The sequence below is a fragment of the Pseudohongiella sp. O18 genome (genome assembly GCF_021729085.1).
In the GTDB taxonomy this organism is placed as follows: domain Bacteria; phylum Pseudomonadota; class Gammaproteobacteria; order Pseudomonadales; family Pseudohongiellaceae; genus Pseudohongiella.
In genome coordinates this window covers 1,653,770-1,668,380 of sequence record NZ_JAJSAR010000001.1, presented here as the reverse complement: position 1 = coordinate 1,668,380, position 14,611 = coordinate 1,653,770, and the positions used below count along the sequence as shown (strand labels likewise).

11 protein-coding genes are annotated in these 14,611 nt (G+C 57.2%); 10 read left to right on the top strand and 1 reads right to left on the bottom strand.

Annotation, left to right across the window (positions count from 1 at the left end; genetic code table 11):
• Positions 1-35: 35 nt before the first annotated feature.
• Positions 36-452, top strand: a complete 417-nt coding sequence (locus LVD14_RS07310; protein WP_237133368.1) for an NIPSNAP family protein — start codon at positions 36-38, stop codon at positions 450-452.
• A 3-nt stretch (positions 453-455) separates the two neighbouring features.
• Here LVD14_RS07310 and LVD14_RS07305 read toward each other — a convergent pair whose 3' ends face one another.
• The gene (locus tag LVD14_RS07305; protein ID WP_237133367.1) at positions 456-2,804 is read right to left on the bottom strand and encodes an SLC13 family permease; all 2,349 of its coding nucleotides are present in this window, start codon (positions 2,802-2,804) and stop codon (positions 456-458) included.
• A gap of 249 nt (positions 2,805-3,053) precedes the next feature.
• Between LVD14_RS07305 and LVD14_RS07300 the strand changes: the two genes are divergently transcribed.
• The 9 genes from LVD14_RS07300 to LVD14_RS07260 all read left to right on the top strand — a co-directional run bounded on the left by LVD14_RS07300 (position 3,054) and on the right by LVD14_RS07260 (position 14,606).
• The gene (locus tag LVD14_RS07300) at positions 3,054-3,728 is read left to right on the top strand and encodes a hypothetical protein (protein WP_237133366.1); all 675 of its coding nucleotides are present in this window, start codon (positions 3,054-3,056) and stop codon (positions 3,726-3,728) included.
• 3 nt (positions 3,729-3,731) lie between these two features.
• A complete protein-coding gene (locus tag LVD14_RS07295) occupies positions 3,732-4,259 on the top strand; it encodes a FlgO family outer membrane protein (RefSeq protein WP_237133365.1) in 528 nt (175 codons plus the stop codon).
• Positions 4,260-4,303: 44 nt separating this feature from the next.
• The gene (locus LVD14_RS07290; RefSeq protein ID WP_237133364.1) at positions 4,304-5,353 is read left to right on the top strand and encodes a TAXI family TRAP transporter solute-binding subunit; all 1,050 of its coding nucleotides are present in this window, start codon (positions 4,304-4,306) and stop codon (positions 5,351-5,353) included.
• Entirely contained in the window at positions 5,350-7,371 is a 2,022-nt protein-coding gene (locus tag LVD14_RS07285) for a TRAP transporter permease (protein ID WP_237133363.1), read from the top strand. The genes LVD14_RS07290 and LVD14_RS07285 overlap by 4 nt, the downstream gene beginning before the upstream one ends.
• Positions 7,372-7,415: 44 nt before the next feature.
• The gene (locus LVD14_RS07280) at positions 7,416-7,832 is read left to right on the top strand and encodes a TM2 domain-containing protein (protein ID WP_237133362.1); all 417 of its coding nucleotides are present in this window, start codon (positions 7,416-7,418) and stop codon (positions 7,830-7,832) included.
• Positions 7,829-9,160: a DUF58 domain-containing protein gene (locus tag LVD14_RS07275; RefSeq protein ID WP_237133361.1), complete on the top strand. Its 1,332-nt coding sequence runs from the start codon at positions 7,829-7,831 to the stop codon at positions 9,158-9,160. The genes LVD14_RS07280 and LVD14_RS07275 overlap by 4 nt, the downstream gene beginning before the upstream one ends.
• A gap of 12 nt (positions 9,161-9,172) precedes the next feature.
• A complete protein-coding gene (locus LVD14_RS07270; RefSeq protein WP_237133360.1) occupies positions 9,173-11,383 on the top strand; it encodes a transglutaminase-like domain-containing protein in 2,211 nt (736 codons plus the stop codon).
• A gap of 65 nt (positions 11,384-11,448) precedes the next feature.
• On the top strand, positions 11,449-12,498 hold the full coding sequence (locus LVD14_RS07265; RefSeq protein ID WP_237133359.1) for an AAA family ATPase: 1,050 nt from the start codon (positions 11,449-11,451) through the stop codon (positions 12,496-12,498).
• A 77-nt stretch (positions 12,499-12,575) separates the two neighbouring features.
• Entirely contained in the window at positions 12,576-14,606 is a 2,031-nt protein-coding gene (locus LVD14_RS07260; RefSeq protein ID WP_237133358.1) for a tetratricopeptide repeat protein, read from the top strand.
• Positions 14,607-14,611: the final 5 nt, after the last annotated feature.

The following is a 14,611-nucleotide window of genomic DNA, read 5'->3' as shown; positions in this document are numbered from 1 at the left end:
GCTCTCGCGGACCATTCAACTGCGAGGAAGTGATTGTGAAAATATCAATAAAAACGCTTGTCGCCGCAACTCTGCTCGTTGGCAGCCTGCTGTCAGCTGTCGGCGCTGCCGCCCAGGAAGGGCCGGTGTTCGAATTGCGAACCTACACGTCGACGCCTGGCAATCTGGACAAACTGCTGGCCCGGTTTCGCGACCACACCATGGGCCTGTTTGAAAAGCACGGCATGACCAATATCGGCTACTGGATTCCCGTTGACGAAGCCAAGTCGGGCAACACGCTTATTTATCTGCTCAAACACGACAGTATGGAAGCTGCATCTGCCTCCTGGCGTGCCTTCGCCTCAGACCCGGAGTGGGCAGCAGTCAATGAGGCCTCCAATCGCGATGGTGCCATCCTCGACAGCGTACAGCGTGAATACATGACCGCGACGGATTTCTCACAGATGAAGTGAAGCCTACAACGGCCAGACGATCGGCATAAGCACCGCGCCTACCAGGAATACAAGCAGAGTCAGTGGCAGGCCGAGCTTCAGGAAATCAACGAATCGATAGCCGCCCGGGCCCATCACCAGCACATTGGTTGGATGGGACACCGGGCTGGCCACGCTTGCCGATGCTGCCAGTGCGACGGCCATCATCGCAGCATGCGGCTGGATATCCAGTCCAACACTGACGGACAGCGCTATCGGTGCCATCAGCACGACCAGGACCACCACCGGGATGATCAATGTCCCAATCACCGAAAGGAAATACAGTCCCGCTATAGTCCACCAAGGATTATGACTGCCCGTCCACATCAATAGCTGATCGGACAGGAAGTTGGCGGCACCGCTGCCCTGCATGGCGGCTCCCAACGGCATCATGCCCACCAGCACAACAATGGAACGCCAGTGGATAGCCTTGTAGGCCTGTTCCATGCTCAGGCAGCGCCCCAGAACCATTGCAGTAGCACCCAACAAAGCAGCAATATAGATCGGCAGCCACCCGCTCAATGCGATCGCGACTACAGCGAGCATACTGCCTAGCGCTATGGGTGCGCGGGACTTGTCGACCTCTGGCGCGGATACCGGGTCCAGGATGATCAGGTCCTTGTTTTTATTCAAGGCCGCCAGTTGCTTTAGTGGTGCGACCAGCAACAGGGCATCACCGCGTTGCAGTTCCATATCCTTGAGGCCGGAACGATACGGTCGCCCGCCCCGCCATAGCGCTGCGACTTCGACCTGCCAGGCCTCTCGCAGCTTCAGGTCGGCAACTTTTTTGTTGTTGAGCCACTTGTGAGGGTGAATGATGGCCTCCACCATGGCGAGCTTGCCCTGCTCAAAAACTTTCAGATAGGGTGTGGCGTCATCCAGAACCTTTAGCTGCTGCAAGCCTCGCAGCAAATCAAAATCTTCAATACGACCCTGCACCAGCAGCAAATCACCGCCCATCAGTTCAGCTTCAGCGGGGATAGGACGGATGAAGTCACCGGCGCGAAACAATGCCATCAAGCGCAGGTCGAAGGCCTTGCCCAGACGCATCTCCTCAATGCTCTTACCCGTCAGGGCACCGTCACGAGGTACGCGCAACACCAAAAGGCGCTCATCCAACTGGTAGTGATGCTGCACCTGTTCCTTGTCGACAGACTTCAACTCAGCAAACTCATAACGCGACTCAATCGACTTGCGGGCTTTTTCCGGTGCCTGAAACAGCACTTTGTCGCCGGCTTTTAACTGATAATCACCCAGATGCGTGCGCCGGACTGTTTCGCCACGCAGCACAGCAAGTAACCAGCCGCCAGTCTGCTCGTGAAACTCAGCGGGCCTGATCGACCTGCCCACCAGCCCATGTTCCTCAGAAATTGTCGTCTCATACAGCGCAGCATCTTCGAGAAGCCGGTCATGCAGCACCGGGGCTTCTCGTTCGATAGACAACTCACTCCATTGGCGCAGCAGCTTGAAGCGGTCCAGACGGCCCTGCGCAAGCAGGATATCGCCGGCCTGTAGCCGCGTGACTGACGACGGTAAGGCCTGGGTCTGACCACCACGGCTGAGTGCAATCACCATCAAACCAGCCGCTGCTGTCATCCCGGTTTCACCTAGACGTTTGCCCACCAGTAATGAGTCCTCGGCAACCTGAACAGCAAAAATCCGTTCCTGAAGGCTGTACAGCTCGCGCAGGTCTCGGCTGCTTCCAGTCTCTGCAACCGGGTCTCTTGATGGCAACCAGTGACGCCCAACGAGGGCGACGAAGGCAGTTGCGATCAGCAGCATGGGGACGGCAATGGGGGTGAAATCGAAAAAGTGGAAACCTTCAAAACCGGCATCTTCCAGCGCGGTACTTACCAGAAGATTCGGGGGCGTGCCTATCAGTGTCAATGCACCGCCCAGCAGACAGCCGAAAGCCATCGGCATCAACAGACGTGAGGGGGTAGCTCCAACCTGTCTGGCAACACTTACCACAACCGGGAGCAATAGCGCGGTCACACCTATGTTATTCATGAAGCCGGACAGCAATCCGGCCAGCAACATGAAGGTGGCGACCAGCTTCATTTCGCTGTCTCCCGCAACGCGAATAACACGTTGACCAAGAGCTTCGGCGATACCGGTGCGCGTCAGACCATCACTCAGGATGAACATCGCCCAGATGGTTACTACGGCTGGATGGCTGAAACCGGCTATTGCCTGTTCGGGTGACACCAGCCCAAGTACTGCTAGCGCGCATAAAACTGCCAGAGCCACGACATCCATGCGCAGCTTTTCCGTCGCGAACAACAGCACCGCAACCAGCAGTATTCCCAGGACGAGAGCAATGTCTAACGTCAAAACTGGACCCTCAATGGTTCAACTTACAGGCCTGACATTCAAGCAAGCATCATAGCAGAATCGCAGAATGTAGGCGCCGCAGCATATCCATATATGCCGACCCTCAGGGATTTCTCGCTTTGGCCGATAATGGACAAGGGTACATACAGGGTACAAATAGTCACAGAATGCTCGCGGATGACGGCGATATCGCTATAATCTGCAGTAGTTGACTGCATAGACGCCATTTCTAACATCAAGGATACTGTCATGGGATCATCTCGACTGATAGCACTGGCTACACTGCTGGTAGCGCTGACTGCCTGCCAAAGTGGCTACACGCCGCAGCCACGTGCAACACTTTTCCCTGCCACTGACCAGAACTACATGCGTTCAGCGGCACACTGGGACATGCTGGCGGCCAATGAGGCCACAATGATTGGTCAGGCGCTGGACAGCAACCATCTGGTCGCCATTCGTGACACCGGCCCGGCCAGCAGTCCTTTCGAGCAAGCCTATCGCAATCTGCTGATTTCCCAGCTGGTCTCCAATGATGTCCAGGTTGCACTGACCAGCGAAGCAGCTTCACACCATGTGGACTATGATATTCAGGTCGTGACGCATGAAGATCGACGCTCACTGCGACCCCGACCCGGCACAGCATCCGCCACGTTCGCTATTGGAGTGTTCGCAGCCAACATCCGCAATTGGACTGAACAGGAGCTTGCACTGATTCCCGTTGGTCTGGGGCTGGACATCCTCAATGCCCTGTGGCGCGACACTGACGACGCCATCACCGAGGTCATCGTCAACTCACGCCTGCATGACGGCAGTCGGATTGTGGCCGCTGATTCACGCATCTACTACTTCAGCGCGCAGGACCAGCACAACTACCAGGGTCAGGGTCGTCAGTTCCAGGTCGTCAGCAATCAGGGAGGTGAATAAGCAATGACTCGTCGCTTTTCAAGCCTGATTCTGGTTGGCGCGCTGCTGGCACTCACTGCCTGCGGTGGCATCAAGACTTCAAACAACCGTGTTATTTCGTCTCACCATGATGCAGCGCGCTATCTGATCATGATGGCGGGTGATCAGCTTCCTGCCAATGGTCGCATGATTGCCGCCAGCTTTGCCGATGTGAATGAGTTGAGCACCTCATCGACGTTCGGCAGGATGGCCTCGCAGCAACTGGTTTCCCAGTTTGTTATTGAGGGCTTTTCCTTCGTTGAAATCCTGATGCGTGACAATATCTACATCGACAGCAATGAAGGTGAGTTTCTGTTATCACGGACAGTCAACGACATCAGCGATCAGCACAACGCACCAATTGTGCTGGTTGGCACTTATGCACCGGCCGATGAAAACGTATTCGTCACCGCCAAGCTGATTCGTACCACTGACAATGTCATCGTCGCCTCCTACGATTACGCCGTCCCCTATACCCGTGACATGCGGAATCTGCTGCGACCCAGACGCTGATCTGCTCCTTGTATTGCGGCGCTGATTGAGCTTTTTCAGGAAATATGCTTATATCAGCGCCCATGAAGATGCGGCTGATAATCATACTGACAGGGCTGCTCACGCTGGCTTCGTGTTCTGACGAACTGGCGGGCAATCGTCCATACATCCTGACGACGGCAACCACCGGCGGGGCCTACTACCCCATTGGAGTTGCTATCGCCACCATCACCAAATCCCAGCTGGGACCGGAAGGTATCGCACTGTCCGCGATCAGCTCAGCAGGGTCTCTGGAAAATATCAAACTCCTGCGTGACAACCAGGCCCAGTTTGCCCTGTTGCAGGGTCCTTTCGCAGCCTGGGGCTGGAATGGCGAAGGCCCCATCAGCCGTCCACAGACAGGCCTGCGATCAGTGGCTGCCGTCTGGCTAAACGTCGAACATTTTGTCATCACCAACGATCTGGTCGAAACCGGCACTATCCGCGACCTGGACAACCTGTCAGGTCAACGCTTTGTGCTGGGTGCGCGCAATTCCGGTGCCGAGCAGACAGGTCGTTACATTCTTGAGTCGCTGGGCATCAATTACGAAGAGAAAATGTCACTGGCCTGGATGGGTTACGGTGGTGCAGCCAATGCCATCCAGGATGGCAATGTGGTCGGTATGAATGTCCCGGCGGGTGCGCCTGTCAGCGCTATCACCCAGGCGTTCGCGCAGATGGGCGATGAGCTGACACTTCTCAATTTCACTGAGCAGGACCTTATCGATATCAATCGGCGTTATGACCTGTGGGACTGGTACGAGTTTCCCGCAGATACCTATCCTAATCAGAGCGAGCCGGTTCGTTCCATCGCCAGCCCCAATGTGCTTGCCGCGCGCTCCGATGTGCCTGAAGAGGTGGTTTACCAGATCACCAAGACCATCTGGGAGAACCTCAGCGCCCTGCAGGAGATACACGCCGCCACCAAGGATATGCAGTTGCAGCGCGCCGTTCGCGGACTCGGTGCTCCGCTGCATCCCGGTGCCATTCGCTACTATCGTGAGCGGGGGCTGGAAATTCCAGAGCGCCTGATCATGCCAGGAGAAGATCGCCCCGCGGGCATCGATGACCTATGAAATCACCCTTGCTGCAATGGGCGGCTTTCCTGTTTGCCCTGTTCCATGTCTACGTTAACGTTTTTGCCACCATCCCGGAACTGTGGTTCTCGGCCATTCACTTTGGTGGATTCGTCGCTCTTTGCGCCCTGTCTGGCAATGAAGCAACGGTCGATCACGCTGCCCCTCCACTCTGGCTGAGAGCCGTCAATGTCGTGTTGGCTGCTCTGGCAGTGCTGGTCACCTGCTACATGATTTTCTTTGAAGATGCGCTGTATGCCCGCGAAGCCGAGTTCATACTGAGCGACTACGTGGTGACCGCCACTGCCGTGCTGCTTGCCATCGAGTTCACGCGGCGCACCACCGGCTGGTTCATGCCGGTGCTGATCATGATCTCTTTGAGCTACATCCTGTTCATGGGCCGCTATATCACTGGCGTATTCGCCTTTCCAGGACTCAGCCTGGAAACCGTTCTGTACCGCAGTTATTTCAGCGAAGAAGGCATGTTTGGCACAACGGCCAACATCTCTGCGACCTATGTCTTCATGTTTATCCTGTTTGGCTCTTTCCTGCTCAAATCCGGCGCCGGAGACTTCATTGTCAGCTTCGCGCGCTGTCTGGCCGGCCGGTTTACCGGTGGCGCCGGTTTTGTCGCCGTCATCGGCTCGGGTCTGATGGGTTCAGTTTCCGGATCCGCGGTCGCCAACACTGTGTCCACAGGGGTCATTACCATTCCGATGATGAAGCGATCGGGTTTCGATCCACAGTTCTCGGCAGGCGTGGTGGCAGCCTCTTCCACAGGTGGCGCCCTGATGCCCCCCATCATGGGCGCAGGCGCATTTGTGATGGCCAGTTACACACAGATTCCCTACCTGCACATCATCGCCATGTCAGTGCTGCCAGCCATGCTGTACTACCTGACTGTCATGTTTTTTGTGCGTATTGAGGCCAAGCGCCTGGGTCTGTTTGCCGACAAGATCGGTGACCACGACAGCGTATGGACGGTCCTGCGAACCGGCTGGCACTTCATCATTCCGCTTGGCGTCCTGGTGGGGCTGCTGATTGCAGGATATACACCGATCAGGGCAGCTGCCGTGGCCATCCTGGCCGTGATCGCGGCATCCTGGCTGTCACCAACCCCAATGAAATGGCAGGGCATTTTCGATGCGACCGTCGATGGTGTCCGTACCATGGTCTCCACCGCCCTGCTGCTGGTGGCCGTTGGGCTGATCATCAATGTGGTTACCACCACCGGTGTCGGCAATGCATTTTCTTTGATGATCGTGGAATGGGCAGATGGCAGCCTGCTGATCAGCCTGGTGCTGGTCGCCATAGCCTCACTGGTACTGGGCATGGGCCTGCCGGTGACCGCGTCGTATATCGTTCTGGCAACGCTGTCAGCCCCCATCCTGTTTGACCTGATTGCCCGTGATGCGATGATGGAAGCACTCAGTGCCCCCGACCTGCCCTCCAATGTGGTTGCGACACTCAACCTGTTTGGTGGTGACGCCATGGTCGCTCTGCGTGAAATGCCACTGGAGATGCGTCAGTTGCTGCGCGCGGAACTGCTTAGCCCAGAGCTGCTGACCGGTATGCTGCTCAGCGCCCACCTGATCATCTTCTGGCTGTCCCAGGACAGTAACGTCACACCGCCTGTCTGTCTGGCAGCGTTTGCCGCAGCGGGTATTGCCGGTACCAAACCCATGGCCACCGGCATTACCTCCTGGAAGGTCGCCAAGGGACTTTACCTGGTGCCGCTGCTGTTTGCTTACTCGCCGTTGATTTCCGGCACCTGGCCTGAACGTTTTTATACCTTCTTCTGGTCGTGTTTAGGGCTGTATGCTGCCGCCGGTTTACTTCAGTGGCGCCTGGACCGACCTCTGAATGCGGTAACGGCTCTGATGCTGGCTGTGGCGGCTGTGCTGCTGTTGTGGGCTCCACTTACCGTTTATCATCATATTGTTGGAGCGGCACTTCTGGCAGCCGTGGTAATCTGGCAGCGAAATCAGGATAAACTCAGTTCTGTCGCGCAGCAGTGATCTTGCTGCAGACGTAGTGGCCATGCCAAGGCAAGAGGCGATGCATGTTTTCGGAAAAAGCATTGAACCTGGAAGAGCATGAGCTGCGTGAGACCGCGCGCGCCCTGCCACCGCCTCTAAAACACCAATACCAGTTGTTGGAACAGCGACACCTCAAGCGTCCGTCTACCTACCGGGCACTGAACTGGGTATTTCCCACTGGCATCCATCATTTCTACCTGCGCCGCTGGCTGAGGGGGCTTATCACACTGAGCCTGACGCTGGGGGGACTATATCTGGTCTATGCCTCGCAGACATCAGCCTTTGGCCTGATGGTGCTGATGGTAGTGGTCGTCATTGAAATACCGCAGTTACTTAATGCCAGACATCTCGTGCACAGCTGCAACAATCGCATCATGGCGCAATGTCTCGAGCAGGTGCAGCGTGCACACCAGGCTCCTCAACAGGAGCCTGCGCCATGAGCCGCATCGATCTCGCATCGCGCTATCCTGGTGTTTTCAGCAACTGGCGCCAGTTGCAGCAGCGAACCCGACGCTTGCAGCCGCACATACCGATAACTACCACAGGTGTTCTGATTCTGATCGCATCACTGGCCGCGTTGCGCGGCTTTGGATACCAGCGCATGGACCTGGTGGTGTTTGCACTGACCGTATGCGCCCTCAGCATTGTGCTTGTCAGCGCGATAATGGTGACCGTTACTGGCCTGTTGCTGCGCAGGCGACTGGCAGCCACCATGAATACGCCATTGCCGTCGCTGCAGGCGGAGGCCGGTTATGCCAACGAAACCGCTTTGCAGCTATCCGGTCACAGCTGGTTGCCCATGATGTCGCTTGAATGGCAGGTCGTTGCTCCCAGTCGCATGACAACACGCGTCGAGCTCGAACCCGATACAGGACAACTGGAAGAGATCATCGTGCCAGGGCATCGCTGTCTGGGCACGCAGGTCACACGCCTGTTTACGATACGAGATGTCCTTGGTCTGTGCCGCTTTTCGTGGCGAATGACGCAGCCGATGTCGTTGATGGTGCTGCCCCGCACCGGCAATCTGCGCCATTTGCCATTGCTGCGCTCGATGGATTCTGAAGACGGCATACCGGACATGCGTGGCAAGCCTGAGGGTGACCGTATGGACATTCGACGTTACGCGCCTGGTGACTCTGTCCGCGACATCATGTGGCGCGTCTACGCACGCAACAGGCACCTGAATGTTCGCCTTCCGGAAAAAAGCATGTTTCAGGCCGACCGAACGCTGGCCTACCTGTTGTCTGGTGAAAGCGATGAAGCCGCTGCTGGCGTGGCGCGTTTTGCTGTGACCAATGGCGCACTGGGTGATACCTGGATTTTCGGAGCTGACGGAAGCCCCGAAGTGGCCAGGACCGCCAAGGCAGCGCTGCCGCTCATATGCGGCTCATGGCAGGCCGCAGGGCGCAGCGACAAGTCAGGAAACAATGGATCACTCGACCACTTTCTACACAGCCAGGCGGGCAATCAGGCGGCCTGTATCGTCTTCGCGCCCGCATTGACCGGAGCCTGGGTGCAGGCCTTATCCACAACGATGCGAAAATTCACCGGCCCTTTCACAGTTGTACTGGCGACAGACGACCTCAGTCAACAGACCTCAGCGCCCTGGTGGCAGCGCCTGCTGTATGAGCCCGATTATCAGCAATATGGCAGTGGCCTCACTGAACTGCAGTCTCTGGCGGCGAAGTTGACGGGCGCTGGTGCCCGGGTGCTGATAGTGGATCGTCAATCTGGTCAGACTTTTGACCAGGGTCTGAAAAGGGTTTAATGTCGAGGACTTATGATGTCTCACTCCGCTGCATCCCCGACAGGCAATAATTCAGCCAGGCGCGTATCCAACGCCCACCGGTTGCTGCGTGCTATTGTGCTGGCAGGCGCCTGCTGGGTATTAAGCACACCTCTGACGACAGTGGCCGGCTCTGCAGCGGCCTTTTTGGGTTGCCTGCTGGCCTGCCTGTGGATCGACAGCCGATCAGGCACAGCCGTACTCAAACTCAGGTCACTGGCGCTACTGGCCGGACTCGTGGTTCTCACGGCGCTGGTTACCAGCCTTGCCAACCTGCTGACCCGACAGTCATTTCTTGCGCAGTGGCTGGGTGCCATGCCCGCCTTTCAGCTGGGCCAGCTACTTTTCTGGCTGGTGCTTGCCGCAAGTGTCGGGCTGCTGCTGCGGCTATACGCACGACGCCATAGCTGGGGCAGTGTGCCAGAGTTGCTGTTTGTGACCTGTGCATTTGTCATCACACTTGCTGCGCATCAGCGAGGCATGATCGACCGCCCTTACTTCATCGGTGACTTTGCACTGATTCGAGGCATGGATCCATCCAACATTCTGATGGGCGTTGGTGTCGCGGCGGTGCTGACGCTGACAGTCCTGTTGATGCTGGAAGGCAACCAGCGCAGGCTGCCCTACCATTTCTCGGTACTCGCCCTGGTCTGCCTATCCCTGCTGCTGTATGTACAGACATTTGGTATGCCCACTCCACAGATGACGGATGACCTCGGGTTGACGGGTCAGGGCGCAGGCGGTGGCTCACAGTCAGAAAACCCGTTCCGGGATGGCGACAACGACGCCAATGACCGGGAAGCGCCCGTCGCCATCGTGCTGTTCCGCGATGATTATGAGCCGGAAAACGGCGCCTACTATTTCCGTGAGTCTGCCTACTCCGAGTTCAATGGCACGCTGCTGTGGACAGCAGAGCGGGACGACCTGGACGTGGACCTGGTTGAACAGTTTCCCGCCAGTGAAGTATCAGTGTCCGAACACATTCCCGCGCAGGACATGCGCCGCAGTGTCACAACAACTATCGGCCTGCTGACACCACACCGCAGCCCGTTTGGGCTGGAGGCACCCGTGCGCTTTGAACCAGCGCCCAACCCCAACAGTCTGCGCTTTACCCAGACCTATACCGTTGAATCACTGGTGCCACAGTTTGAGTTTCCGGACCTTATTGGCAGACGTGCCGGGTCGCCCGACTGGACAGTCGCCCAGTGGGAACAGTATCTGGCAATGCCGGACGACCCTCGCTACGGTGAGTTTGCTGAGCATCTGGTCAGCAATATGCGCGAGGGTTTTGAGGATGACCCCTATGCCAAGGCGCTCGCCGTCAAGGCCTGGCTGGATGACAACGGTATCTACAGCCTGGAAAACCAGCACGCCTACGCGACCGACCCGGCGGCATCCTTCCTGTTTGGCGATGTAACAGGTTACTGCGTCCACTTTGCCTACGCAGCCACCTACATGTATCGCAGCCTGGGTATTCCTGCTCGGGTGGGCATAGGCTACTCAGTCCCGGCAGACAACCGTGCCGGCGGCTCTGCATTGCTTATCCAGGCTATTCACGGTCACGCCTGGCCGGAGATTTACCTGGATGGCCTGGGCTGGGTAATCGTCGACCCAACCCCGTCGCGAACATTGGTAGATATGTCCTCAGAGCCGCAGGATTCGCTGCAGCAGATGCTGGCTGACATGCTGCGTGATGACGCCAGCTTCCAGGGATTCCTGGAGCAACAGTCCCAGACCAGCGAACTGCCATCATTCAGACAACTGCTGACAGCACTTCTAATTGTCGCCGCAACACTGATCATCCTGGCATGGCTGGTGCGTCTATGGCGTGCCCAATGTCCTGCCTGGTCCCCGGTCTCCGACCAATATCGAGTCCAGTACCGCGCTGCTTTGGACACACTGGCGAGTGTCGGCGTCAGACGGCGTCGTGGTGAAAGCCGGGAAGCATTTGCGCGGCGCTATGCTGCCCAGTTCCCGACGCTGCATCAGCTGACACAATGGCATCTTCAGCAGGCACCAGGCTACGCCTGGTCACCGCAGGGTTCGCTGGCGTTGGCAGGGAAATCTGTTTCGGGACATGCCATGGCAAATGCTGAATGGAACGGGCTGCGTAAACAACTCGCTGCTGAAATATCGCAGTCAGTACCCCGCTGGCGTCGACTGCTGGGAACTGTGCACCCGGCACCCTGGTACTACACACACTAAAGCCTGACCCCGTCGGGCAAACTACAAATACAGATAATGGCAATTTGCATATAGCGAGGATGGGCATGGACACACAGGGATCTGAACTGGAAACTTCTGCGCCGCTGTCAGCCGCACAGACTGTTCTTCAGCAATTGAAGCAGGCTGTCAAAGCTCAGGTGATTGGACGTGACGAGGTCATAGACCTGACGCTGATTGCCCTTATGGCAGATGGTCACGTGCTGCTGGAAGATTTCCCCGGATCTGGCAAAACAACGCTGGCCAAGGCACTTGGTGAAGCCATCATTGATGATGGCAAAGGGCCTTCAGCACTTGCGGAACAACCACCAATAGTGCCCTTCAGACGAATCCAGTTTACTCCAGACCTGCTGCCTTCTGATGTCACAGGCAGCTCCGTGTTTGATGCTGACGCCAACACCTTCCACTTTCGTTATGGCCCGCTGTTTGCGCATGTTGTCCTGGCTGATGAAATCAATCGCACCTCGCCCAAAGTACAGTCGGCGATGCTTGAGGCCATGGGTGAAAAGCAGGTAACCGTTGACAACGTCACCTATAAACTCGATTCGCTGTTCTTTGTCATCGCCACCCAGAACCCGCTGGATCTGGTGGGCACTTACCCTCTGCCGACGCCACAGCTTGACCGTTTTCTGTTCAAGATCACCATGGCACATATCGATCGCGATGCCGAACTGCAGGTTCTGGACACCTGGCAGCAAAGGCGCGATCAAAGCCAGGAAGCTGTCAAAGTCAGCCGCAGTGATATTCTTGCCGCGCGGCGCACCATCGATGAACAGGTACATATTGCCCAGGCCATAAAAACTGCCCTGGTCGATATATCGCGCAGACTTCGGGACGACGAACGCGTGCTGCAGGGCAACTCTACGCGCAGCCTGGTGCTGATCCTGCCCGCTCTACAGGTACTGGCCACACTGCGCGGGCGCGCTTACGTCAGTGCCGAGGATCTTGAAACACTGCTGCCGCATGTACTGGCCCATCGTGTCGAACTGGCGCCCGGCATTGCCGATTTCAACAAAGTGCTCCGAGACTGTATGCGCGAGCCGATGGAACAACTGGCCCGCAGCACATTAAAGAAGGCAAGCGTGACCACTGCATGAGACACTTGACCCCAACAGGCTTTGGCAAAGCAGGCAGACAGCTTTTTTGCGCTGTTGCGGCAAGCGCAGTATTTGTCATGCCATCCTTTGTTTCGGCACAGGACAGTGAACAGGGTCAGGATCTGAGCAACGTCCCAATCCGCAGCGCCTCGCGTCTGTGTTTTGGCATGACCGATATCACCGAGCCTCAGGCTCTGGCCGTATGTGATGCGCTGGCACTCGACCAGAATGTTCGCGCCCGGGAACTGGCACAGCAATGGGTAGCCGAGGCGCCCGACTCTCCAGGCGCACAGTACGCACTTGCCGAAGTTCTGTTCCGGGTTGAAGGCAACCTGCCCAGAGCGCTTTATCACCTTAATATTGCCGAATCGCTGACAAATTACACATCACTGGGACGTGCGCTGGAGTCTGGCAACCTGGTCTGGCACTACCTGACGCTCAGCCAGCTCTCCTATGCTCATCAGCTGATCGGCAATCAGGAGGAGTCGCTGGTTTATCTGGACAAGATCAGCCAGATTTACGGGCAGGACACCGAGTCGTTTCGTGGCTGGCCACTGATCAAGATGAAACGCTACGACGAGGCTCGTGAAAGTGCCGAGAAAGTTCTCAGCACCAGCAACAGCCCCGGCGAGCGAAGTCGCGCCTGGAATACCCTGTGCGCTGTGGAACTGGCAGACCTGCGACCCAATGAATCGCTGGCCGCCTGTCAGAACGCCATGAACGAAGACACCGGGATTGCCGCAGCGCAGGGCTTTGAAGACCTGGATACTGTGCATCTGCTCAACTCTGCGGAAGTCTCTCTAAATCTGCTGCAGTTTGCTGAGGCCGAGGACTTTCTTGATCGTGCCTCACGTCGTATGGACCCGGACAGCGTTGGCAACCCCTGGGTCTACAAGCTTTACCTGTACATGAACCAGTCCCGGTTTGACGAGGCGCGTCAGGCGCTGGATCGCATGCTGGTCTGGCGCGAAAACCAGACGCCGCTGGTTGGTGTGATGAATCGCGCTGATCATTTTATGGTCAGTGCCGCATTTCTGCTGCTGTCAGGCTATGCCGACGATGCTGCCCGGTTGACACAGGCGGCATTGAACCAGCCGGATCGCACCGGGTCTTACACAGCGGATGAGGCCCAGAAAGATTCCTATTCTGCTCTGGTTAACAGCATGGCTCACCAGATGCGCTATCAACAGATAAGGGAGCGCATGGCAACCCGACCCTGGTTCAGTAACGGACGTCTGTGGATTGAAGCTCAGGCAGCCCGTTTCCAGGCCTGGCGCACAGGGCGGCTCGCCGCCTCACTGTTCGCCGATGAGCAGACGCTTGTCAGTCGACTGCGGCCTTACGCCCCACTGGATGTGCATATCCCGGAGTGGATGGAACATGAGTTAATTGACCTTATCGGTGCCGGCGTCATGGCAGAGCTGCTGGATGCCGCAGCCGCTGAGGGTGCCTTTACATTGAATGAAGGTTACTACTTCGCCTACCAGAGTGAAATTCATGCCCGTCAGGGTCGACGTCAGAGTCTGCTGACATCCGCCGAGCAGGCGCTGCGCTTACTGCCAGGGCAGGAAGTCATGTTGCGCGCCCGCGTCAGTGCCCGCCTGGCCAATGCGCTATGGCGCGACGACCGCCATGAAGAGGCCATCGGTCACTTTACCTACGCGTTGCGTCATGATCCCAGTCTGTTCCGGCGCCTGGATATTGCCCTCCCCGTCACACTGACAACAGGAAACACGCTTTTCAGCTCAGACCTCAGTGACTATCTGCAGCGCTCACCCCGTTTCATGCTGCACAATCAGGGCTTAGCTGTGTCCATTCAGCAGGACGGTGACGCTGAGCCCACGCTCTGTCTGCGCGACCGTCAGGGTGATTCATTATCCTGTGTGCAGGCCGGAGACTGGCCTGAAGACAGACCAGCCCTTCAGGAAGACGATGAGGAGCTGGATGAGATCGCAGTGCTGATGCGCCAGTTCCAACACCAGACCTTCGCGCTGGGTTATAATATCAGCCGCTCTCAGCGTCTGGCCCTGCTTGGGACCAGCGTCATCATCAGTTCCCGGGATAACTCCAACCTGCAACAACAACGCGAAGCAGTGCTGGGGCCCTGACCTTA

Bases quoted from the DNA above. Each gene is read 5' to 3' on its own strand.
- LVD14_RS07285 (WP_237133363.1), top strand. From the start codon at position 5,350: ATGAAATCACCCTTGCTGCAATGGGCGGCTTTCCTGTTTGCCCTGTTC.
- LVD14_RS07260 (WP_237133358.1), top strand. From the start codon at position 12,576: ATGCCATCCTTTGTTTCGGCACAGGACAGTGAACAGGGTCAGGATCTG.
- LVD14_RS07275 (WP_237133361.1), top strand. From the start codon at position 7,829: ATGAGCCGCATCGATCTCGCATCGCGCTATCCTGGTGTTTTCAGCAAC.
- LVD14_RS07290 (WP_237133364.1), top strand. From the start codon at position 4,304: ATGCTTATATCAGCGCCCATGAAGATGCGGCTGATAATCATACTGACA.
- LVD14_RS07270 (WP_237133360.1), top strand. From the start codon at position 9,173: ATGATGTCTCACTCCGCTGCATCCCCGACAGGCAATAATTCAGCCAGG.
- LVD14_RS07265 (WP_237133359.1), top strand. From the start codon at position 11,449: ATGGACACACAGGGATCTGAACTGGAAACTTCTGCGCCGCTGTCAGCC.
- LVD14_RS07295 (WP_237133365.1), top strand. From the start codon at position 3,732: ATGACTCGTCGCTTTTCAAGCCTGATTCTGGTTGGCGCGCTGCTGGCA.
- LVD14_RS07300 (WP_237133366.1), top strand. From the start codon at position 3,054: ATGGGATCATCTCGACTGATAGCACTGGCTACACTGCTGGTAGCGCTG.
- LVD14_RS07280 (WP_237133362.1), top strand. From the start codon at position 7,416: ATGTTTTCGGAAAAAGCATTGAACCTGGAAGAGCATGAGCTGCGTGAG.